Source organism: Curtobacterium sp. MR_MD2014, assembly GCF_000772085.1.
Classification (GTDB): domain Bacteria; phylum Actinomycetota; class Actinomycetes; order Actinomycetales; family Microbacteriaceae; genus Curtobacterium.
Map to the genome: position 1 here is coordinate 2764665 of NZ_CP009755.1, position 21893 is coordinate 2786557.

The 21893-nt window shown below is 73.7% G+C and carries 20 protein-coding genes; 15 read left to right on the forward strand and 5 right to left on the reverse strand.

Annotated elements, in window-relative coordinates; all coding sequences use genetic code 11:
* Positions 1–14 precede the first annotated feature (14 nt).
* On the forward strand, positions 15–1346 hold the full coding sequence (locus NI26_RS12730; protein ID WP_235426368.1) for an NAD(P)/FAD-dependent oxidoreductase: 1332 nt from the start codon (positions 15–17) through the stop codon (positions 1344–1346).
* A 160-nt stretch (positions 1347–1506) separates the two neighbouring features.
* Here the strand turns inward: NI26_RS12730 and NI26_RS12735 are convergent, their stop codons facing one another.
* Positions 1507–2412 (reverse strand): SDR family oxidoreductase, encoded by a 906-nt coding sequence (locus NI26_RS12735; protein WP_066655965.1) that lies wholly within the window; start codon positions 2410–2412, stop codon positions 1507–1509.
* Between the two features lie 95 nt (positions 2413–2507).
* On the opposite strand from NI26_RS12735, the gene NI26_RS12740 reads away from it, so the two are divergent.
* The 3 genes from NI26_RS12740 (at position 2508) to NI26_RS12750 (ending at position 5667) form a co-directional block, all read left to right on the forward strand.
* Positions 2508–3080 carry a TetR/AcrR family transcriptional regulator gene (locus NI26_RS12740; protein ID WP_066655968.1) on the forward strand — a complete coding sequence of 191 codons (573 nt, stop codon included), beginning with the start codon at positions 2508–2510 and terminating at the stop codon, positions 3078–3080.
* A 67-nt stretch (positions 3081–3147) separates the two neighbouring features.
* Positions 3148–4359, forward strand: a complete 1212-nt coding sequence (locus NI26_RS12745) for an acyltransferase family protein (RefSeq protein WP_066655971.1) — start codon at positions 3148–3150, stop codon at positions 4357–4359.
* Between the two features lie 126 nt (positions 4360–4485).
* Positions 4486–5667, forward strand: a complete 1182-nt coding sequence (locus NI26_RS12750; RefSeq protein WP_066655974.1) for an FAD-dependent oxidoreductase — start codon at positions 4486–4488, stop codon at positions 5665–5667.
* 122 nt (positions 5668–5789) lie between these two features.
* On the opposite strand, the gene NI26_RS12755 is transcribed toward NI26_RS12750, so the two are convergent.
* Together NI26_RS12755 and fdhA are read right to left on the reverse strand one after the other, a co-directional pair.
* Entirely contained in the window at positions 5790–6656 is an 867-nt protein-coding gene (locus tag NI26_RS12755; RefSeq protein WP_066658628.1) for a UbiA family prenyltransferase, read from the reverse strand.
* A gap of 94 nt (positions 6657–6750) precedes the next feature.
* Entirely contained in the window at positions 6751–7971 is a 1221-nt protein-coding gene (fdhA, locus tag NI26_RS12760) for a formaldehyde dehydrogenase, glutathione-independent (protein WP_066655976.1), read from the reverse strand.
* A 189-nt stretch (positions 7972–8160) separates the two neighbouring features.
* On the opposite strand from fdhA, the gene NI26_RS12765 reads away from it, so the two are divergent.
* A complete protein-coding gene (locus NI26_RS12765; RefSeq protein WP_066655978.1) occupies positions 8161–9009 on the forward strand; it encodes an aminoglycoside phosphotransferase family protein in 849 nt (282 codons plus the stop codon).
* A gap of 12 nt (positions 9010–9021) precedes the next feature.
* Here the strand turns inward: NI26_RS12765 and NI26_RS16640 are convergent, their stop codons facing one another.
* Together NI26_RS16640 and NI26_RS12775 are read right to left on the reverse strand one after the other, a co-directional pair.
* Positions 9022–9507, reverse strand: a complete 486-nt coding sequence (locus tag NI26_RS16640) for a GNAT family N-acetyltransferase (RefSeq protein WP_066655979.1) — start codon at positions 9505–9507, stop codon at positions 9022–9024.
* A gap of 226 nt (positions 9508–9733) precedes the next feature.
* A complete protein-coding gene (locus tag NI26_RS12775) occupies positions 9734–10648 on the reverse strand; it encodes a DMT family transporter (RefSeq protein ID WP_144411363.1) in 915 nt (304 codons plus the stop codon).
* 71 nt (positions 10649–10719) lie between these two features.
* Between NI26_RS12775 and NI26_RS12780 the strand changes: the two genes are divergently transcribed.
* From NI26_RS12780 to NI26_RS12825, 10 genes are all read left to right on the forward strand, one after another.
* Positions 10720–11568, forward strand: coding sequence for a LysR family transcriptional regulator (locus NI26_RS12780; protein WP_066655983.1), 849 nt, complete (start codon positions 10720–10722; stop codon positions 11566–11568).
* 71 nt (positions 11569–11639) lie between these two features.
* Positions 11640–12839 carry a sensor histidine kinase gene (locus tag NI26_RS12785; protein ID WP_066655986.1) on the forward strand — a complete coding sequence of 400 codons (1200 nt, stop codon included), beginning with the start codon at positions 11640–11642 and terminating at the stop codon, positions 12837–12839.
* The gene (locus NI26_RS12790; RefSeq protein WP_066655990.1) at positions 12827–13534 is read left to right on the forward strand and encodes a response regulator transcription factor; all 708 of its coding nucleotides are present in this window, start codon (positions 12827–12829) and stop codon (positions 13532–13534) included. The genes NI26_RS12785 and NI26_RS12790 overlap by 13 nt, the downstream gene beginning before the upstream one ends.
* A gap of 33 nt (positions 13535–13567) precedes the next feature.
* Positions 13568–14380, forward strand: a complete 813-nt coding sequence (locus NI26_RS12795) for a fructosamine kinase family protein (protein ID WP_235426369.1) — start codon at positions 13568–13570, stop codon at positions 14378–14380.
* A gap of 55 nt (positions 14381–14435) precedes the next feature.
* Positions 14436–15230: an HAD family hydrolase gene (locus tag NI26_RS12800; RefSeq protein WP_066655993.1), complete on the forward strand. Its 795-nt coding sequence runs from the start codon at positions 14436–14438 to the stop codon at positions 15228–15230.
* Between the two features lie 56 nt (positions 15231–15286).
* On the forward strand, positions 15287–17527 hold the full coding sequence (locus NI26_RS12805; RefSeq protein WP_081985040.1) for an ArnT family glycosyltransferase: 2241 nt from the start codon (positions 15287–15289) through the stop codon (positions 17525–17527).
* 52 nt (positions 17528–17579) lie between these two features.
* Positions 17580–18302 carry a response regulator transcription factor gene (locus tag NI26_RS12810; protein ID WP_066655996.1) on the forward strand — a complete coding sequence of 241 codons (723 nt, stop codon included), beginning with the start codon at positions 17580–17582 and terminating at the stop codon, positions 18300–18302.
* Positions 18299–19948: a sensor histidine kinase gene (locus tag NI26_RS12815; protein ID WP_081985042.1), complete on the forward strand. Its 1650-nt coding sequence runs from the start codon at positions 18299–18301 to the stop codon at positions 19946–19948. The genes NI26_RS12810 and NI26_RS12815 overlap by 4 nt, the downstream gene beginning before the upstream one ends.
* 112 nt (positions 19949–20060) lie before the next feature.
* Positions 20061–20411: a hypothetical protein gene (locus NI26_RS12820; protein WP_066656002.1), complete on the forward strand. Its 351-nt coding sequence runs from the start codon at positions 20061–20063 to the stop codon at positions 20409–20411.
* Between the two features lie 76 nt (positions 20412–20487).
* Positions 20488–21822: a glycosyltransferase gene (locus NI26_RS12825; protein ID WP_081985044.1), complete on the forward strand. Its 1335-nt coding sequence runs from the start codon at positions 20488–20490 to the stop codon at positions 21820–21822.
* Positions 21823–21893: the final 71 nt, after the last annotated feature.

Sequence of the window (21893 nt, forward strand, 5' to 3'; positions counted from 1 at the left end):
GCGTACCCTTCTGGGTGGCCGTCGACCGCACCACCCTGGAGAACACCATGTCCGAGGACACCCGCCCGCACGTCGTCATCGTCGGGGGTGGCTTCGCGGGGATCGCGGCCATGCGTGAACTCGCCGACGCGGACGTCCGGGTGACGCTCGTCGACCGCCACGTCTACAACATGTTCCAGCCGCTCATGTACCAGGTCGCCACCGGCGGCCTGAACGCGGGCGACGTGACGTACTTCCTGCGGAGCCTGCGGGCGAAGCAGTCGAACGCCGACTTCCGGCACGGACTGCTCACCGGTATCGACACCGAGCACCGCATCGCCGAGATGTCGGACGGCGAGCACCTGCACTACGACTGGCTGATCCTGGCGAACGGCGTCAACACGAGCTACTTCGGCACCCCCGGTGCGTACGAGTACGCCTACTCGATGTACTCCCGCTCGCAGGCACTCCGCATCCGCGACGAGCTGTTCACCCGCCTCGAGCAGGCCGCGGCCCAGCAGGGCCCTGACGAGATCCGCGTGGTGATCGTCGGCGGCGGCGCGACCGGCGTGGAGATGGCCGGCGCCCTCGCGGAACTCCGCGACCAGGCGCTCGTCGGCGCCTACCCGGAGATCGAGCGCGGCAACATCTCCATCACGCTGGTGCACCGCAGCGGCGAGCTGCTCAAGCCGTTCGCCCCGCGCCTCCGTCGGTACGCGGCCAAGGTCCTCCGGAAGCGAGGGGTCGTGCTCCGCCTGGACACGGGCGTCGCCGAGGTCAAGGAGGACGGGGTCGTCACCGCCTCGGGCGAGTTCATCCCCGCGTCGCAGGTCATCTGGGCCACCGGGGTCGCGGCGCACAAGGAGGTCTCCGGCTGGGGCCTGCCGCAGACCCACGGCGGTCGCATCCAGGTGAACGACGACCTGAGCGTGAAGGGCGTGGAGCGGATCTTCTCGGCCGGCGACATCGCGGCGCAGGACGACGCGCTCGCGCAGCTCGCCCAGCCCGCACTGCAGGGCGGCAAGCACGTCGCGCGCCAGGTGGTGCGTCTGCTCGACGGGAAGCCGACCGAGCACTTCAAGTACTTCGACAAGGGCACGATGGCGACCATCGGGACGAACGCCGCGGTGGCGCAGCTGCGCGGCGGCATCACGATGGTCGGCCCCGTGGCGTGGCTGGCGTGGGTCGCGGTGCACATCGCCTCGCTGCTCGGCAACGGCAACCGGCTGTCGACGCTCTCGCACTTCTTCGTCCGCTACCTGTGGTTCATGCGGAAGCGCTCGATCCCGATCGTCGGGGACGTTCGGCCGGTGCGCCCGAACGGCGACCGCGAGCCCGAGCCCTGGCAGATGCAGAAGGCCGAGTAGGCCGGCCGCGGCGCGGCCGGGCCGGCCGCCGGCCCGGCGCCGGCCCGAGCCGAGACTCGACCATGCGGACAGATTCGCGGCGGTTGCGTCGCGAAACTGTCCGCTGTGCCGAGTCTCGCAACCGTGGTGACGAGCGTGACGAGCACGGCGGGCGCGGCCGTCAGCGCGCGGCGGCGTGTGCGTACGCCCCCGCGGCGATGTCCTCGAGCAGGGACGGCCCGACGGGCTCCCACCCGAGCAACTCCTGCGTCGCGGTCGACGACGCCGACATCTCCGCGCCGAAGAACCCGCCGATGAACCCGAAGTGCGCCGACGCGTCCGACGGGTCGATGCTCGTGACCGGCAGCCCGAGCGCGTCGCCGATCGCCGCGGCGATGTCCCGCGTGGGGATCCCTTCCTCGGCGACGGCGTGCAAGCGTGCGCCCGCGGGGGCCTGCTCGAGACCGAGTCGCACCATGCGGGCGGCGTCGTCCACGTGCACGGCCGCCCAGCGGTTGCTGCCGTCGCCGACGTGGCCGGACACGCCCCGCTCCAGCGCCACGGAGGTCAGGTACGCGACGAAGCCGTGATCGCCGACGCCGTGCGTGGTCGGGCTGAACCGCGCAGCGATCGTGCGGACCCCCTGGTCCACGAAGTCGAGTGCCCGGTTCTCGCTGCCACCGCGGGGGCTGTCCACACCGGTGAAGGGAGACGGGTCCCGCTCCTCGGCGGGACGACCCGGAGCCAGGGCGGCGACCCCGGATGCCACCACGAACGGGCGGTCCGTGCCGACGAGGGCGTTCGCGAGGGTCTCGACGGCGGCGCGCTCGGTGGCGTTCGTCGCAGCCTGGTCGGACCAGTCGTGCTTGTTCGCGAGGTGCAGGACCCCCTCGGCACCGGCCGCACCCCGGGCGAGCGCCCCGAGGTCGTCGAGGTCGCCGCGCAGGACCGTGACGCCCTTCGTCTCGAGCGCCGCCGCCGCCGCGTCGGAGCGCGCGAGGCCGGTGACGTCGTGCCCGGCGGCGAGCAGGTCGTCGACGGTGTGGGAGCCGATCCATCCGGAGGCCCCGGTGACGAACACGTGCATGAGTGGTCCCTTCGTGGGGTGCCCGCGACCTGATGTCACGGACTGACATCACCGTAGCACTCGATGTCAGCGACTGTCATCAGTAGGATCGTCCCATGGCACGATGGCGATCGGGCACCCGGGAACGACTGCAGGCGACCGCACTGCAGCGCTTCGCCGAGCACGGCTACGACGAGACGACCGTCGCCGAGATCGCCGCGGCAGCCGAGGTCACCGAGCGCACCTTCTACCGGCACTTCGCCGACAAGCGCGAGGTGCTGTTCGCCGGGCAGGACGACTTCACCGGCATGTTCACCGACCCGATCGCCCAGGCTCCCGGGGGGACACCCGCCCTCGCCCTGGTCGGTCGCGCGCTCGACTCCGCGGCCACGTTCTTCCCCGACGACCGTCGCGCGTGGTCCCGGGCACGGCAGCAGGTCATCGACGCCGTCCCCGCCCTGGGCGAGCGGGAGCTCGGCAAGCTCGCGACCCTGAAGGTCCACCTGGGCGGCGCACTGCGCGCACACGGGATCGACGAGCCGGCGGCCACGATCGCCGCAGAGACGGCGGTCACGGTGTTCCACCTGTCCTTCACGCAGTGGATCGCGGACGGCGAGGACCGCGACTTCGCCGCGATCGTGCACGAGCGGCTGGACGCACTGACCCGGATCCTGCACCCCGGATCTTGAGCGTCCTCTTACCCGGACAGGGCAAGCTCGTCGTCATCCGTTCGAACGATCCTCACAGGGAGGAACCGTGGCGACGAACACCCTCGCCCCCGAGCACGCCCACGCGGTCGGCCGCAGCACACCGGTCGGCCGTGGGATCCGTGCTGCCCGGCCGACGCCGCCACCGCCACTGACCCGCCGCGCTCCGGCCCTCGACGGGCTCCGGACGATCGCCATCGCCATGGTGATCCTGTACCACCTGCACGTGCCGCAGTTCGAGGGCGGCTTCATCGGCGTCACCGTGTTCTTCGCCCTGTCCGGGTTCCTCATCACGACGCTGCTGCTCGGCGAGCACCGGAAGACCGGACGCATCCGTCTCGGGACCTTCTGGCTGAAGCGTCTGCTCCGGCTCTACCCGGCCCTCGTCGCTCTCGTCGTGGTCGGGCTGCTCCTGTGGAACTGGGTCGGTGACTACAAGGGCGCCTCGTTCAGCCCCGGCGAGGCCGCGTTCATCGCGCTGACCTACACCGGCAACCTCTTCCGCTCCTTCTGGGACACCACGCAGGGCGTCTTCGCGCACACGTGGTCGCTGTCGATGGAGGAGCAGTTCTACCTGGTGTGGCCGCCCGTCCTCGTGCTGCTGTTCCTGGTGCGGTCGCGTCGGCGGTGGCTGCTCGCCGGCCTCGGCGCGGTGATCGTCGGGTGCTCGGTGGCCGCGGGGCTGGTCTACCGGACGCCGAACAGCGGTGCGACGCCCGACGTCTACTTCTCCCCCGTGCTCGGGGTCGTCCCGCTGGCGACCGGCTGCCTGCTCGCGCTGCTGCTCGACGACGAGCGCGTCCGCACGTGGGCCGCCGGGATCGCCGGACACGTCGCCACCTGTGCCGGGCTCGCCCTGCTCGTCGGGACGATGCTGTGGATCGGCGACGACTGGGCGCAGCACGCCTGGACCTTCAGCGTCTTGCTGCCGCTCACGGGCGTCGTCTCCGCGGTGCTCATCGGCGGGCTCGTGTCGGTGCGGTCGCCGCTGTCGGCCGCACTCGCCTGGTCGCCGGTCTCGTGGTTCGGTCGGCGCGTGTCGTACGCCGCGTACCTCTGGCACCCGCTCGTCATCGCGCTCCTCGACCCCTTCGCCGTCGGGCCGTGGGGCAAGGTGCTCATGATCGCGGTCGCCGTCGTCGTGGCGGTCGGCGCCGCGTACGCCGTCGAGGTCCCCGTCGAGAAGGCACAGAAGCGCTTCCGCGAGGCCCGTCGACTCGCCGCCGAGGACCGCGCCGAACGCGCACGCGTCACCACCTGACGACGTCGGCGAGCGTCCGCCGACGTGACGCACCGTCGGACGGGAGGCCCGTGGCGCGCCCGCCACGCGCCTCCCGTCCGACGCCGCCTGGGTGGGTCGCCGCGACGGGTCCGTAGGCTCGCCTCCGTGACCACGGAACGCGTCGACGTGCTCGTCGTCGGGGGCGGGCCCGTCGGCCTGTTCACCGCTGCGCTCCTCGAGCGGGCGGGCGTCACGGTCGCCGTCTGGGAGCGGCGCGGCACCGAGCCGACGGGCTCGCGCGCGATCGGGATCCACCCGCCGTCGCTCGACGCCTTCGCCGCGATCGGCCTGGACACCGCGGTGCTCGCCGAGGCGGTGCTCGTCCGCACGGGCGTGGCCCGGAGTCGCGGACGGGAACTCGGGACGCTGTCGTTCGACCGTGCCTCCGCGACGCACCCGTACGTCGCGACGCTCGACCAGCACCGCACCGAGGCGCTGCTGCGCGACCGGCTCGCGTCCGGGACGCTGCGGACGGGCACGACGGTGACCGCCCTGTCCCGCCGCGTCGGGGACGTCGTGGCGCACGGTGTCGGACCCGACGGTGCCCCGGTCGTCGTCGAGGCGGCCTTCGTCGTCGGCGCGGACGGCGCCCGCAGCGCGGTGCGGGACCTGGTCGGCATCGCGACCTCGGGCCGCGACTACCGCGACCGGTACGTGATGGGCGACTTCGCCGACCCCGAACCCGAGCAGGCCCGGTCGTCGGCACTGGTCGACGTCGGACCGGAGGGGGTCGTCGAGTCGTTCCCGCTGCCGGGTGGCAGGCGGCGGTACGTCGCCCTCGTGCCGGACGACCGCACCGCACCGGCCGGTGGCGAACCGGACCCGGACGCCGCCGCCCGCCTCGCCGCGATCGTCGCGGGACGCACCGGCGCCCGGCCCGACCCGGCGACGTGCACGATGACGAGCGGCTTCCGGGTGCGGCGGCGGGAGGCGTCGCACGTCGGTGTCGGACGGGTGGTGCTCGTCGGGGACGCCGCGCACGAGATCAGTCCGATCGGCGGCCAGGGCATGAACCTCGGCTGGCTCGACGCCGCCGCGCTCGCGCCACTGCTCGCCGAGGCCGTCCGTTCAGGCACGGACGGACCGTGGCAGGAGTCCGCGAACGGGTACGCCGTCGGGCGGCAGGCCGCGGCGCGGCGGGCTGCTCGGCAGGCGGAACTGAACATGGCGCTCGGGCGTCCCACGGGCGTGCTCGGGTCGGTGGGGCGGGAGGCGCTGCTCCGCACCGTGCTCGCGCTGCCGAGCGCCGACGGGCTCGCCGGGGTCTACGCGATGCGGTGGGCCTGAGTCAGCCGGTGCCGATGCCGTTTCCGGTGCCAGTGCCGGTGCCGGTGCCGGTGCCGGTGCCAGTGCCGGTGCCTGTGCCTGTGCCTGTGCCTGTGCCGGTCCCGGTGCCGCTTCCGGTGCCGTCAGGCGATCAGTCGGGCGCCGGCGACGCCGAGCTCGACGACGAGGACGAGCGAGGACGCGATGACCAGGCGGAACAGTGCCCGCGTCGGACGACCGGCGAACACGAGGCGGATCCCGACCACCGCGAGCACGACGACCACGAGGGCTCCGACGACCGCCAGGACCGTCCCGGCCGTGCCGACGCCTCCGCCGGCGACCTGGCCGCCGAGCACCAGCGCCGCCGCGACGACGAGCGACCCGAACGCCAGCGTCCCCGCGCCCCGGAGCCCCAGCCGGTGGGGGAACCCACGGACGCCGGTCGCCTCGTCGTCGAGCAGGTCCGGCAGCACGTTGGTGCAGTGGATCGCGACACCGAAGACCGCTCCGGTGGCGATCGCCCACCACGCCGGCCACGAACCGTCGCCCCCGGCAGCGACGGACACGACCGGCAGTAGCCCGAACGCCACCACGAACGGCACGACGGACCAGACCGTCCGCTTCAGTCCGGCGTCGTAGGCCCAGCCGGCCGCGACGAGGACGACGTGGGCCACCGCGGCGACCGGGCCCAGGGCGAGCGACAGGAGCACGGCGACACCCGCGGTCGTCACGGCCGCGGTCCGGACGGTCCCGACGGGGATCAGTCCGCGGGCGACGGGCTTGTCACTGCGGCCGACGGCCCGGTCGCGGTCGGCGTCGATCCAGTCGTTGGCGAGGCCGATCGACAGCTGCCCGGCCACGACGGCGAGCGCCACGAGCACGACGAGCCACCACGGGTGCCCGACGGCCGCGGCGATCACCGCGGCGAGGACCGTCACCGTGACCGTCGGTCCGGGGTGTGACGACGCGAACAGCAGGCGGACGGTCGAGGGCCGGCGGGTGTCGCTCACACCGGCGAGCGTACGGACCGGTGGCTGCGCGAGTGCGACGACGGCCACGGCCCGCGCCGCACCGGGTGTCGATGCGACGCGGACCGTGCGGCGGTCAGGCCGCCGGGATCAGGCCGTTCGGGTTCAGCACGTACTTCGTCGCGGCACCCTTGTCGAACTCCTCGTACCCGCGAGGGGCCTCGTCGAGTCCGATCGGCTTCGCGTTGACGTTCTTCGCGATGCTCGTGCGGTCGTGCAGGATCGCCATCATCAGCTGCCGGTTGTACTTCATCACCGGGCACTGCCCCGTGGTGAAGGACAGCGACTTGGCCCACCCGGTGCCGAGGCTGAGCGACAGGGCGCCCTTCTTCGCGGCCTCGTCGACGCCGCCCGGATCACCCGTGACGTAGAGCCCGGGGATGCCGAGTGCGCCGCCGGCGGCCGTGACGTCCATCAGGGAGTTGAGCACGGTGGCCGGGGCCTCGTGTCCGGCACCGGAGCCGTGCCCCTTCGCCTCGAAGCCCACGGCGTCGATGCCGCAGTCCACGAGGGGTTCACCGAGGATCTGGTCGATCTGGTCGGCCGGGTCGCCCTTCGTCAGGTCGACCGTCTCGCACCCGAAGCTGCGCGCCTGCGCCAGCCGGTCGGCGTTCATGTCCCCGACGATCACCACGCTCGCTCCGAGCAGGAACGCGCCCGTCGCGGCGGCGAGACCCACGGGCCCGGCGCCGGCGACGTAGACCGTCGAGCCGACCTCGACCCCGGCGGTCACCGCACCGTGGAAGCCGGTCGGGAAGATGTCGGAGAGCATCGCGAGGTCGAGGATCTTCTCGAGCGCCTGGTCGCGGTCCGGGAACTTCAGCAGGTTCCAGTCGGCGTACGGCACGAGCACGTACTCGGCCTGGCCGCCGACCCAGCCGCCCATGTCGACGTAGCCGTAGGCACTGCCCGGACGGTCCGGGTTGACGTTGAGGCAGATGCCGGTCTTGCGCTCCTTGCAGTTGCGACAGCGGCCACACGCGATGTTGAAGGGCACGGAGACGATGTCGCCGACGTTGATGAACTCGACGTCCGACCCGACCTCGACGACCTCGCCGGTGATCTCGTGCCCGAGCACGAGGTCGGTCGGTGCCGTCGTGCGCCCGCGGACCATGTGCTGGTCGCTGCCGCAGATGTTCGTCGCCACGGTGCGCAGGATCGCCCCGTGGTTGACCTTGCGTCCGACGTTCGCCGGGTTCACCCCGGGTCCGTCCTTGAGCTCGAACGTCGGGTAGTCGGTGTCGATGACCTCGACCTTCCCGGGTCCCTTGTACGCGACTGCGTGGTTGCTCGCCATGTGATCCTCCTCGATCGGTCGGCGGCGGCACGTGCGGGGAGCGCGCAGCACTGCGGTGCGCTCCTCGTCCCGTCGAGGGGCCGTCTCCGTCGACGGGTGATCCGGACTGTACCGCCCGTGTCCGAGGGCGACAAGGACGGTGCGCGACTACCGGATGACCACTCGTCGCGCACGTGCCAGGATGGCGCCGTGGGGTGGGACGACAGCGGGCTGAGCCCGGCGCAGGCGGCGTTCGTCGCGCAGGTGCTCCCCGGGGCGTCGATGGTGGCGGACGAGTCGTGGGGCCTCCTCGACACCCGGGTGCTCCACGTCCGGAACGGTGCCGGGGAGCACACCGTGAAGGCGTCCGGACCGGAGAACACGCACTTCCCACGGGAGCTGACGGCGCACCGGCAGTGGACCGGGGCGCTCCTCCGTGGTGACGACACGGGCCATCTGGTCGCCGCGGACACCGAGAGCCGTGTGCTCGTGCTGGAGCGGGTCCCCGGGCACCTCGCGCTCGGGACCCCCGACGAGACCGCTGCGACCGTGCACCGGCAGGCGGGCACGATCCTCCGACGGCTCCACGACCAGGCGGCCCGCACCGATGCGGAGTACCTGACGGCCGAGACCGCGAAGGCACTCCGCTCCCTCGACGCCCCGCACCGCATCGATCCGCAGCTCGAGGACCGCGCGCGGACGCTGCTCCGGTCGTCGACCCCGCACGCCGCGACCCTGGTGCCGACGCACGGCGACTGGCACCCCCGGAACTGGATCGTGCAGGACGGCCGACTGCGTGCGATCGACTTCGGTCGCTTCGGGTTCCGCCCGGCCGCAGCGGACCTCACCCGCCTGGCGGTCCTGCACTGGGAGGACTCCCCCGAGCTCGAGCACGCGTTCTTCGCGGGCTACGGGTCCGATCCTCGTGACACCGACGACTGGCGCTCGCTCCAGCTGCGTGAGGCGGTCGGGACGGCCGTGTGGGCCTTCGCGGTGCACGACGAGCGCTTCGAACGACAGGGGCACCGGATGCTCGAGAACGCCCTCGCCGCCTTCTGACCCGCCGGAGGTTCAGGCGGACGTTCCGGCGAGGGACCTCCGGTACCAGCGGTCGGAGTACGGCTCGTCGTTGAACGGCTCGACCCGCCGGTAGCCGAGCCGCTCGTACAACGCGCAGGCCTCGGCGAGCTCCCCGCGGGTGTCGAGCTGGACCGTGTCGACGCCCCGCTCCGCGCACACCCGCTCGACGGCGCGGACCATGCGTCTCCCGATGCCCCGTCCGCGGGCCTCGCCCAGGGTGAACACCTTGGTCAGTTCGGCGACGTCCCCGCGGAAGCGCGCGCCGGCACACGCGACCGGTACCCCGTCGTCGAGGGCGACGAGGAGCACACCGGTCGTGCCCGTGAGGTCGTCGGAGGGCTCGTCGCGGAGTGCCTGGTCGACCTCGTCCTCCCTCGCAGGGCGGCCGTACCACCGCGAGGCGACCTCGGACGTGTACCGGCGGAGGATGCGCGCGGCGGCGGGCGCACCGGGGAGCACGGTCTCGATCGTCAGCACCGGGCGAGCGTACTGCCGCGGGTGAGCGCGCCGAGTCCTCCCGGGCGTACCCGGCCGTTCCGGGCGTACCTGGTCGATCCGGGCGTACCTGGTCGATCCGGGCGTACCTGGTCGTCCGTTCCCACCAGGTACGCCCGGTTCCACCTTCCATCGCAGCCGCTGTGGGAAAGAACGGGCAGCGCCAGAGCCGGAGCCCCGCAGCCCGCCCCGCCCCGCCCGAGCGACGTCAGGCGGCGGCTGCAGCCCGCGGGGCGCTCCGCCGCCGCCCGCCCAGCACCCCGGACGCCAACGCGATCCCGAGCAGCACCACCAGCCCACCCACGGGCTCGTTCCACCGCAGCGGCTCCCCGAGCACGAGGACCCCGAGCGCCACCCCGACCACCGGCGTCAGGTAGGTCACGGTCGAGGCGCGCCCCGCGCCCCACGCGCCGACCAGGCGCGTGTTCCACGCGTAGGCCAGCCCCGTGCCCACCGCACCGAGCGCCACCATCGCGGCCACGATCCTCCAGTCCAGGTCCACCGGCCCGGTCGCGATGACCGGCGCGACCAGCAGCATGAGCAGCGCCGCCAGGGTGAGCTGCACCGTCGCGACCGTCGTCGGGTCCTGCCCGCTGCCGACGCCGAAGCGCCGGAGCCACGCCAGTCCGATGCCGTAGGACGCGGTCATGCCGAGCAGTGCGACCTGGCCGGGGACGGTGGCGAGCACGGCGGGGTCGCCGACCAGGTCCCACGGGCCGACGAGTACGAGGACACCCACGATCCCCAGCACGACGCCGCCGAGCTGGCGGCGGCTGAGCCGTTCGGACGGCACCAGCACCGCGAGCGCGAGGAGCGTCATGATCGGCGTCGTGGCGTTGTAGATGCTCGCCAGACCCGACGGCACCGTCTGCTCGGCCCACGCCATGAGCGACGAGGGCACCGCGTTCAGGAACACCGCGACGACGAGCAGGTGCCCCCAGACGCGCGGCTCGCGCGGCCACCGCCGTCGGGTGACGAGCAGCACGACGACGAGCGTGACCGCCCCGAGCACGGTGCGGACGGTGGCGACCTGCTGCGGTGCGAGTCCCTCGAGCCCGATCTTCGCGAAGAAGAAGCTCGAACCCCAGGTGAGGGCGACCAGGACGTAGAGGAGGGCGTTCACGAGCGCTAGCATCGGCCACGTCCGTCACATGTGTCGAACGACTGACCTGCATGACGGCATGAAGGACACGCATGACCCTCTCGATCCCGCAGCTCCGCGCCTTCGTCGCCACCGTGGACGCCGGCTCCTTCACGGGCGCGGCCACCACCCTCGGCGTCGGTCAGTCCGCCGTCTCGCACGCCGTCGCAGGGCTCGAGCGCGAGGTCGGCGGGCCCGTGGTCCGGCGCGGCGGCGCCGCGGTCGCCACCCCGCTCGGCGACCGCATGCTGGCCCACGCCCGCAGCGTGCTCGCCTCGGTCGACGCCCTGGAGGCCGTGGTGCGGCCCGCCACGATCCGCGGCACCGTGCGCCTCGCCGCCGTCCCGACGGTCTGCCAGGGCCTGCTGCCGCGGCTCCGCGAGCTGTGGGCGGTGACGCTGCCGGACGTCGACGTGCAGGTCTACGAGGGTGACGACGACGAGATGGCCGAGTGGCTCGAGGGCGGCACCGTGGACGCCGCCGTGCTCGTCGACCCGGTGCCGGCACCCCACGGGGGCGTGGTCGTCGCACGGGACGAGATGGGCGCGGTCGTCCGGCGCGACCACCCGCTCGCGTCGAGTACTGCGCTGACGCTCGACGACCTGCACGAGGACGGGCTGGTCGCCGGCGGCGGAGGCTGCGAGCACCAGATCCAGCGGATGCACGAGCTCGCCGGGCAACCGTTCCGCTGGGCACACCGCGTGCGGGAGATGAGCACGATGTTCGGGATGATCCAGCGGGGCGAGGGGGTGTCGATCGTCCCGACGCTCGGGCGGGTGATGCTGCCGGACGACCTGGTGATGCTGCCCGTGGAGCCGCGGTACGTGCGGACACTCGTGCTCAGCGGACCGGACTCGCGGCCGTGGCACCCGTTGGCACGGGCCCTCGTCGACGCGGTGTGACCCCGGCCGCCGCCGTTTCTCCGACCTTCGGCCGATCCGGCGCGGGTGCCGGAGTTCCTAGGCTCGGAGCCGTGACCTCGACCGTGCTCCGTCCCGTGCCCCTCGGCCGACGCGTGTGGGCGCAGTCGTGGCGACTCGTGCTCGCGGCACTCGTCGGGCTCACCGCGTTCAGCGCGATCTGGTCGACCCTCGACACCACCCGGTGGAGCGAGGCCCGGCTCGGTGCGGCGTTGCTCGTCGACCTCGCGGTCGGGCTCACTGCGCTCGTCCTGGTCCCCTTCCGGCACCGGGCGCCACTGCTCGTCGGCGTGCTCGTCATCGCCGGCAGCACCGTGTCCACCTTCGCGGTCGGCGCGGCCGTCCTCGCGCTGGTCTCGCTCGTCACCCGGCGGCGCCCGGCCGAGATCGCGATCGGGAGTGCGGCGTTCGTGGCCGCCTCGATGTTCGGTGAGGGGCTGTACCCGGTCGAGGACGCCACGCCCCTGTGGCAGGTGCTCGTCGCGGCCGTCGTGCTCACCGCCCTGCTCGTCGCGATCGGCATCGCGATCGGGCAGCGGCGGGCCCTGCTCGACGGGTTGCGCGAACGGGCCGCCCTGCTCGAACGCGACCAGCAGCTCCGCGAGGACCGCGCCCGGGAGCAGGAGCGGGCGCACCTGGCCCGCGAGATGCACGACGTGCTGGGACACCGGCTGTCGCTCGTCGCCCTGCACGCCGGGGCGCTCGAGTACCGCGGCCGGTCGCTGTCACCCGACGAGACGGTCGAGGCCGCCGGGGTCGTCCGGGCCGAGGCGCACGCCGCACTCACCGAGCTCCGCGACGTGCTCGGCGTGCTGCGGGAACCCGGGGACACCGCCGCGCTCGCCGGAGCCGCTCCCCCGCAGCCGACCCTGCGCGACCTCCCCGCGCTGCTCGACGAGGCGCGCTCTTCGGGCGCCGTGGTGTCGGCGACCGTCGACGAGGCCGTCACCGCCGCGCCGGACACCGTCGGGCGGCACGCCTACCGGGTGGTGCAGGAAGCGCTGACGAACGCCCGCCGACACGCTCCGGGGCAGCCCGTCACCGTCACGGTCGACGTGCTCCACGGTCCGGCGCTGCGCGTGCGGGTGGGCAACCCGACGGTGGGGCCCGCGAGCACCGGCGACGGCGCTCCCGGCGGTCACGGCCTGCGGGGCCTGGCGGAACGGGCCCGGCTCGTCGGTGGGACCTTCACGGCCGGTCGCGACGACGACGGCACCCACGTGGTCGAGGCGGTGCTCCCGTGGACGGCGTGAGCGCATCGATCCGGGTCGTCCTCGTCGACGACGACCAACTCGTCCGAGCCGGGCTCCGACTGCTCCTGAGCGGCGACGACGGCATCGAGGTCGTCGGCGAGGCCGGCGACGGACTCGAGGCCGAGGGCGTGATCGCCTCCGCAGCACCCGACGTCGTGCTGATGGACATCCGGATGCCCCGCTGCGACGGCCTCGTCGCCACCGAACGAGAGCTCCGGAAGCAGCCGGAGCTGGCCGTGCTCGTCCTGACCACCTTCCTGGACGACGACCTCGTGCTCGGAGCGCTGCAGCGGGGCGCCCGGGGCTTCCTGCTCAAGGACACCCCGCCGCACGACCTCGTCCACGCGGTCCGGACGGTCGCCGCCGGGCGGTCGATCCTGTCGCCGTCGGTGCTCGACCGCGTCATCGCCGTCGCGGCGAGCGCCCCGACCGGAACGGGACGTGGGACGGCCGCCGTCGCGACCGCCGCGGCCGACGGAGCCGCCGAGCGCGCGCTCCTGGCGAGCCTGACCGACCGCGAGACCGAGGTCGCCCTCGCCGTGGCCGCCGGAGCCTCGAACGCACAGGTCGCCGCCGACCTGTTCGTGAGCCTGGCCACCGTGAAGACCCACGTGGGGCACGTGTACGAGAAGTTCGGCGTCGACAACCGGGTGCAGCTCGCCCTGGTCGTGCACGCCGCCCGCCGCGGAGCCTGAACACCCGCCGGGCACCGTCGGCAGGATGGACCGGTGCCCGAGATCCACGTGAAGACGTTCCGCGACCCCGACGAGGCGACCGCCGAGGCCGCCGGACTGGCCTGGCTCGCCGAGGCCGAGGAGACGGGCGGCACCCGGATCGCCCGCGTCCTCGACCACCCGGAGCCGACCGTGCTCCACCTCGAACAGATCCGCGACGGCAGCCCGACGCGTGCACAGGCCGAGCGCTTCGGTCGCTCGCTCGCACGCACCCACGCCGCCGGTGCCGACCACTGGGGTGCACCCTCGCCCGGGTTCCCGACCCGCGGCGGCCTGCGGATGGGTCGGTCGCGGACGCCGTTCACGAGCGCCGCCGACGCGCCGGCCACCTGGGGCGCGTTCTTCGCCGAGTACCGCATCCGGGACTTCGTGCAGCGCATCGTCGACCGCGGTGGCTTCGACGCTGCCGAGGCCGCGGTGTTCGAGCGCGTGGCCGACCGGCTCGAGGACGGCACGCTCGGCTCCCCGCAGCCCCGGCTCGTCGGCGACGCTCCGGCGCGCATCCACGGCGACCTCTGGGCGGGGAACGTCCTGTGGCACACGGACTCCTCGGAACCGACCGGTGCGGTGCTCATCGACGCAACGCCGCACGGCGGGCACGCGGAGACCGACCTGGCACTGCTGGCGCTGTTCGGACTCCCCCGGCTCGAGTCGGTGCTCGCCGGGTACGACGCCGAGTCCCGCTTGGCGGACGGCTGGCAGGAGCGTGTCGAGCTCCACCAGCTCGCGCCGCTGCTCCTGCACGTGTACCTGTTCGGCGGCTCGTACACCGACCACGCCCTGCGCGCCGCCCGCCGCTACGCCTGACGCCGCGGGGCGTCCACAGCGGCGGAGACGCAGGTGTGTCACCTACGCTGGCGCGATGGCGGTGGAGCAGACGGGTGGCCCGGTCCTCGCGTTGTTCGACGTGGACAACACGCTCGTGCACGGCGCGAGCGCCTTCCACCTGGTCCGTGGCCTCCGGGCCGCCGGACTGATCACCCTGCGCGACATCGTCAGCGCCGGGTGGAAGCACGCGCGGTTCAAGGTGCGCGGGGAGGACGACCGGCACCTCGCCGCGGCGCAGACCCGCGGGCTCGAGGTCATCACCGGCATCACCGTCACCGACATGGCCCGGTTGGCCGACGACGTGTGGGAGCGCCACACGGAACCGAGCGTCTGGCCGGAGACCGCCGCGCTCGCGCGGGAGCACCTCGCGAAGGGCCACCAGGTCTGGCTCGTCACCGCGACGCCGACGTTCCTCGCCGACGTGATCGCGCGGAGCCTCGGCCTGACCGGTGCCCTGGGCAGCGTGTTCGAGGTGCAGGACGGCGTGTACACGGGCCGCCTCGACGGCGCGTTCCTGCACGGCGAGCAGAAGGCCGTCGCCGCCCGGGCGCTCCTGGCGAGGACCGGTGCCGACCCCGCGATCTGCTGGGCCTACTCGGACTCGCGGCACGACATCCCGCTCCTCTCGCTCGTCGGGAACCCCGTCGTGGTGAACCCGGACCAACAGCTCGCGACACACGCGCGCACCGCTGGGTGGCCGTCGATGCGGCTGCAGCGCGCGAGCATCCGCCAGGCCCGCCGACGGGTCCGCCGCGAGGCCGCCTCCGGCACCGGTACCGCTACCGGCACCGGCACCGGCACCGGCACCGGCACCGTGCAGCGCTCTTAGGGAGCACCGAGGGAACACATCGGATCGGCCGACCCGGACCGGCGATCGTCGTCGACATGACCACCTACCCGACCCCCGCGACCGACCGTCCGGGCCGCGCCCACCCCGGTGGGAGCACCGCCGCCCGGGTCCGTCGACGCCAGCCCCTCGTCCGCCTGTTCGCCGGCGAGCGCGAGGACGCCCGCTGGCTCCGCCCGGCGTTCTGGGCGCTCCTCGTCCTCACCGCCGTCGTGTACCTGTGGGACCTCAGCATCTCCGGGTACGCGAACAGCTTCTACGCCGCCGCCGTGCAGGCCGGCACGAAGTCCTGGGAGGCGTTCTTCTTCGGCTCCCTCGACTCGTCGAACTTCATCACCGTCGACAAGCCCCCGGCCTCGCTGTGGGTGATGGTGCTGTCCGCCCGGGTGTTCGGCTTCTCGTCGACCAGCCTGCTGCTCCCCCAGGCGCTCATGGCCGTCGGCTCCGTCGCCCTGGTGTGGGGCACGGTCCGGCGGACCCTCGCCCGCCTCGGTGCGACGACCGCGAACGTCGGTGCGCTGCTCGCCGGCTTCGTCGTCGCCGCGACCCCGGCCGCCGCGCTGATGTTCCGCTTCGACAACCCGGACGCGCTCCTCGTCCTGCTCATGACCGCGGGCGCGTACTGCACCGTCCGGGCGCTCCCGAGGGGCAGCTGGCGGTGGATCGCCCTCGCCGGTGTCGCCCTCGGCTTCGCGTTCCTGACGAAGATGCTGCAGGGCCTGCTCGTCCTGCCGGCGTTCGGCCTCGTGTACCTGTTCGCCGCACGCACGAGCTGGGGCCGGCGCGCGATCGGCCTCGGCATCGCCGCGGTCTCGCTCGTCGTGTCCGCGGGTTGGTGGGTGGTCGCCGTGGCGCTGTGGCCCGCGGAGTCGCGCCCGTACATCGGTGGGTCCACCGACAACACGGTCCTCGACCTGGTGTTCGGCTACAACGGCCTCGGCCGCATCTTCGGCGGCTCGGGCAACGGCGGCGGCGGGGGCGGCACGGGCGGAGGCGGCACCGCGGGCTCGTCGTTCGGCGGTGCGACCGGGTTGAACCGCCTGTTCTCGTCCGAGATGGGCCTCGAGATCTCCTGGCTCCTGCCCGCCGCGCTCGTCGCGCTCGTCCTCGGCCTGGTGGTCGTCGGTCGTCGGCACCTCGCCGATCCGGCACGCGCCGGTCTGGTGCTGTGGGGCGGCTGGCTGATCGTCACCGGTCTGGTCTTCTCGTTCATGTCCGGCACGATCCACCCGTACTACACGGTCGCGCTCGCCCCGGCGATCGCCGGCCTGGTCGGCACCGGTGGTGCGCTCCTCTGGCACGCCCGCGAGCGTGTCACCGGTCGCCTCGGCCTCGCCGCGATGGTCGGCGGGACGGCGTTCTGGAGCTGGTGCCTGCTGAACGAGGACCCGACCTGGCTGCCCTGGCTCCGATGGGTGGTGCTCGCCGGGGGGCTCCTGTCCGCCGCGGCGATCGTCGTCGGCAGCGTGCCCACCCTCCGGAAGGCCGTCACCGTCGGCGTCCTCGCCGGCACCCTGTTCGGGCTGACCGGCACGACCGCGTACGCGCTCGCCACGACGACCGTCGCGCACTCCGGGTCCATCCCGAGCGTCGGCCCGGCGGGCAGCGGCTCCGGTGGGACGGGCGGCGCAGCAGGATTCCCGGGCGGCGGTGGCGGTGGACAGCCGGGAGGCGCGGGAGGCCCCGGCGGGTCGACTGACGGCACGCAGACGGACGGCTCCCAGGACGGTGGCGGCCCGGGCGGGCAGGGCACGCAGCAGGACGGGACGGACGGCTCCCGGCAGGGCCCGGACAGCGGCGGGCAAGCGCCGACCGGCTCGGCTCCTGCGGGGACGGGCGACGGCGTCCCGACGATGCCGGGCAGTTCCGGCTCCGGCTCCGGCTCCGCGACCTCGGAGGACGGTGCCCCGACCGGCGGCGGCGGGATGGGTGGTGGCGGTGTGACGACGTCGTCGGCACTGACGAAGCTGCTCGCCGCCTCGGACGCGAAGTGGTCGGCCGCGGTGAACGGCTCGCAGTCGGCCGCGCAGCTCGAGCTCGACACCGACACCGCCGTGATGGCCATCGGCGGCTGGTCGAGCGACCCCGCGCCGACCCTGGCCGAGTTCCAGGCCTGGGTCGCGGCCGGTGACGTCGGCTACTACGTGTCCTCGGGCTCCGGCGGCGGGATGGGTGGCGGCTCGTCGACCGCGAGCGCGATCCAGGAGTGGGTCGCCGCGCACTACGAGGCGACCACGGTCGGCGGCCAGACCGTCTACGACCTGAGCGCGTCGAAGTGACGGCATCGACGTGACCGACGACGAGGACACGGCGGTGGCTAGGCTCCGGTGCATGGCGGACCGACCACTCCGACGCACCGACGGCAGCCCCGTCCGGGTCCTCGTCGTCGACGACGAGCACGCCTTGGCCGATGCCGTCGCCCTCGCGTTCGAGGGCGACGGCTGGGCCGTGCGGGCGGTGCACCGCGGACGGGACGTGCTCTTCGCGGCGCGGGAGTTCCTGCCCGACGTGGTCGTGCTCGACGTGATGCTGCCGGACATCGACGGCTTCGAGGTGCTCGAGCGGCTCCGGGACGCCCGGGACCCCGTGCGGGTGCTGTTCCTCACCGCCCGGGACGCCCCCGAGGACCGGCTCGCCGGACTCACCGGCGGCGGCGACGACTACCTGACGAAGCCCTTCGGCATCGACGAGCTGCTCGTCCGTGCCCGCATCCTGGCCCGGACCGCACCGCAGGTGGTCGCGGCACCGGGGTCGTCCGCGGTCGTGGTCGGCGACCTCCGGCTCGACGAGGAGGACCGCTCGGTGCTGCGCGACGGCGAGCCGATCGAGCTCACGCCGACCGAGTACGAGCTCCTCCGCCACCTCGCCCGGAACGCGAACCGGGTGCTGTCCCGCGAGCAGATCCTGGCGAGCGTGTGGGGCATGGACTTCGGCACGTCGTCGAACCTCGTCGACATGTACGTCTCGTACCTGCGGCGGAAGCTCGACGCCGGACGCGAGCCGATGCTGCAGACGGTCCGGGGCGCCGGCTACGTGCTGCGGCCGACGCCGTGAGCCGTCCCGACGGGGCGGGGCGTGCCTCCCGACCGGTGCGCACCCCGTCGCTGCGCTGGCGGATCGTCGGAGCCGTGGCGCTGCTGCTCGTCGCGACGAACGTCGTCGTCGGCGCGGTGACCGTGATCGCGTACCGCGAGTACCTGGTCGGACGGCTCGACGCGGAGCTGGCGACGGCGGCGGGCCGGACCCCGGGCGGGCAGCCGCCGTCCGGACCGCCCCCGGAGTCCTCCGGCGGTCAGCAGGACCCGGACAACCGGTTCATCGGGGCGCCGGGACAGGCGGCCGACACCGTCGTGGCGGTCCTGCGCGACGGTGACGCCGTGCTCGCCGGGTACACGGACGGTGCCGGTGCGCAGCACGGTCTCAGCCGAGCGCAGGAGACCGTGCTCGCGGACGTCGCACCGGATGCGACCCCCACGACGGTCTCGCTGGGGTCGCTCGGGGCGTACCGGGCGCAGGCGGTCACCCGCGGCGGCGACGTCTTCGTGACGGCGCTGCCCCTCGGGGACCTGCGCGCGTCGGTCGTCCGACTCGTCGTCGTCATCGGGAGCACCACGCTGCTCGCACTCCTCGTCGCGGCGTGGGCGCTGACCCTGGCCGTCCGACGATCGCTGCGTCCGCTCGAGCGGGTCGCCTCCGTCGCGTCGAGCGTCACCGCGCTGGACCTCGAACGCGGAGACGCCGACATCGCCGCCCGGGTGCCCTCCGCGGACCTCGTGGTCAGCCGCGAGGTCGGACAGGTCGGCACCGCGCTCAACCGGCTGCTCGGCCACGTCGGCCGCGCACTGACCGTCCGACGGGACGCCGAGCGGGGCATGCGCACCTTCGTCGCCGACGCCTCGCACGAGCTGCGCACGCCGATCGCGACCGTCCGCGCCTACGCCGAGCTGTCGGCCGGTTCGCAGGACGTCGCAGCGCTGCAGCGGAACGCCGAACGGATCGGCCGCGAGGCGGTGCGGATGGGCGACCTGGTCGAGGAGCTCCTGCTGCTCGCCCGGCTCGACGCCGCGACACACGACGGCGCGGCACCCGACGCAGCGACACACGACGGCGCGGCGCCCGACGGCGCGGCGCCCGACGGCCCGGCGCCCGACGGCCCGGCGCCCGACGCCGCCGCCCTCGCCGCCCGGCCCGGGACGGTGCACGAGGAGGTCGACCTCACCGCCACGGTGGTCGAGGCCGTGATGGACGCACGAGCCACCGCACCCGACCACCGGTGGATGCTGCAGCTCGCCGACGACCGCCCGCTGACGGTGTCCGGCGACCCGGGGCAGCTGCGGCGCGCCGTCACGAACCTGCTCGCGAACGCGCGGACGCACACCCCGGCGGGGACGACCGTCGTGGTGTCGCTGCAACGGGTCCCGCGCACCGGGGGCGACGAGGCCGCGACGGGTGGGCTCGCACGGCTGGTCGTGGCGAACGACGGACCCCCGATCGACGCCGAGGTCCTGCCGGTGCTGTTCGACCGCTTCACCCGGGGCTCGTCGTCCCGCTCGCGGGAGCACGGGACGAGCGGCCTCGGACTGGCGATCGTCCGCGCGGTCGTGACCGCACACGGTGGGAGCGTCCGGGTCGTGTCGGAGCCGGGACGGACCGCGTTCACGGTCGACCTGCCGGAGGTCGGCGACCGATCCGACGCCTGACGATCCCGGTGCACGATCCCCGCGGACCGCGAACCAGGATCGTCACGCGTACCCGCTCCCGCTTCCTCGTCTGCCACGGGTACGCTGCGGGCACCGGCGGAAGGGGAACGCGATGGACCAGCGACACGGCGACCTGCGGGACGGCGACCTCCGCAGCGGCGACCTGCGGGACGGTGACCCGCGCGGGACGGACCAGCGGTTCACCCGCCTGCCGGAGCGTGCCCGACCCGAGGACCTGGTCGTCGAGGTCCCCGCGTTCGAGGACGACCGACCCCAGCCCGAACCCGAGCCGCCGGCCGCCGCCCCCGAGCTCGTCGCCGCGACCCGCTTCGCGCAGACCTCGCACGCGATGCCGACGATCCGGCGGACGCAGACGCGCGCGGGGCTCTGGATCGCGGGCGTGCCGATCGCGGCGCTCGCCGTCGTCGCGATCGTGCAGATCGTGCTCGGCGTCACCGGCTGAGCCCTCCGACCGCTTCTTAGGGGCACCACAGGGTGCTGCTGCGGTCCGCATCGACGCGCTGCCGAGCCTGGGCGGCATGACGGAAGCAGCCACCCCCAACGACAGCAGCACCCCGCTCGACAGCAGCACCGCGCTCGACATCGACATCGTCGTGCCCTGCCACGACGAGCAGGGCACGCTCGCCGCCCACGTCCGACGTCTGCACCACTTCTGCCGGACGTCGTTGCCGCACACCTGGCGCATCACGATCGCCGACAACGCCTCGACCGACGACACCGGGCGCATCGCCGACGACCTCGCCGCGATGCTGCCCGAGGTGCACGCCGTCCACCTGCCGCTCAAGGGTCGCGGCCGCGCCCTCAAGGCGGTCTGGGCAGCGTCCCCGGCCGCCGTGCTCGTCTACGTGGACGAGGACCTGTCGACCGACCTCGCGGCGCTCGAACCGCTCGTCGCACCGCTGCTCTCCGGCCACTCCGACGTGGCGATCGGCACGCGGCTCGCGGGGTCCTCCCGGGTCGTGCGCGGCGGCAAGCGCGAGTTCATCTCCCGCTCGTACAACCTGCTCCTCCGCAGCACGATGGGCGTGTCGTTCTCCGACGCCCAGTGCGGGTTCAAGGCGATCACCCGCCAGGCCGCCGACCACCTGCTGCCCCTCTGCGAGGACGACGCGTGGTTCTTCGACACCGAGCTCCTGGTGCTCGCCGAGCACGCGGGGCTGCGCGTCCACGAGGTCCCGGTCGACTGGGTCGACGACGTGGACTCCTCGGTGCACATCGCGTCGACCGCAGCCGAGGACCTCAAGGGCATGTGGCGCGTTTCCCGCGGGCTCGCGACCGGGCGCATCCCGATCGACCCGGTGTACGACGCCATCGGCCGGCAGCCCTTCACGACCCCGCACGTGGGGATCATCGGTCAGCTCATGCGCTTCGGGACCATCGGCGTGCTGTCCACGGTCGCCTTCGCGCTGCTCTACGCACTGTTCCGGCCCGCGATCGGAGCGCAGACGGCGGACTTCCTCGCGCTGCTCATCACGGCGATCGGCAACACCGCACTGAACCGCCGCTTCACCTTCGGAGTCCGAGGGCGGGCGGGGGCCGGCGTCCACCACGTGCAGGGACTCGTCGTGTTCGGCATCGCCTGGGCGATCACCGCCGGGTCGCTCGTCCTGCTGCACACGACCGTGCCCGGGGCGTCGCACGGCGCCGAGGTCCTGGTGCTCACCGGCGCGAACCTCGTCGCGACCCTGGTGCGCTTCGTCCTCTTCAAGGCGTGGGTGTTCCGCACGAGGCGGCGTCCCGTGCTCGTGCGCCCCGGCGGCCCCACGGCAGCCGTCGCCGACGCTGCCGGCCCGATCGCGACGACGGCGACCGCCGCGGCGGCGACCCGGCGGGTCGACGAGCCGGCGGCCTGAGCCGCCGCAGCAGGCGGCGCGCCGCGAAGCTCGCGGCGCGGCGCTCGCGGCACGGCGCTCGCGGCACAACC

Excerpts from the sequence above, each read along its gene's own strand:
- NI26_RS12735 (WP_066655965.1), bottom strand. The coding sequence starts at position 2,412 with ATGCACGTGTTCGTCACCGGGGCCTCCGGATGGATCGGCTCCCACACC.
- NI26_RS12740 (WP_066655968.1), top strand. The coding sequence starts at position 2,508 with ATGGCACGATGGCGATCGGGCACCCGGGAACGACTGCAGGCGACCGCA.
- fdhA (WP_066655976.1), bottom strand. The coding sequence starts at position 7,971 with ATGGCGAGCAACCACGCAGTCGCGTACAAGGGACCCGGGAAGGTCGAG.
- NI26_RS12780 (WP_066655983.1), top strand. The coding sequence starts at position 10,720 with ATGACCCTCTCGATCCCGCAGCTCCGCGCCTTCGTCGCCACCGTGGAC.
- NI26_RS12800 (WP_066655993.1), top strand. The coding sequence starts at position 14,436 with ATGGCGGTGGAGCAGACGGGTGGCCCGGTCCTCGCGTTGTTCGACGTG.
- NI26_RS12805 (WP_081985040.1), top strand. The coding sequence starts at position 15,287 with ATGACCACCTACCCGACCCCCGCGACCGACCGTCCGGGCCGCGCCCAC.
- NI26_RS12810 (WP_066655996.1), top strand. The coding sequence starts at position 17,580 with ATGGCGGACCGACCACTCCGACGCACCGACGGCAGCCCCGTCCGGGTC.
- NI26_RS12820 (WP_066656002.1), top strand. The coding sequence starts at position 20,061 with ATGGACCAGCGACACGGCGACCTGCGGGACGGCGACCTCCGCAGCGGC.
- NI26_RS12825 (WP_081985044.1), top strand. The coding sequence starts at position 20,488 with ATGACGGAAGCAGCCACCCCCAACGACAGCAGCACCCCGCTCGACAGC.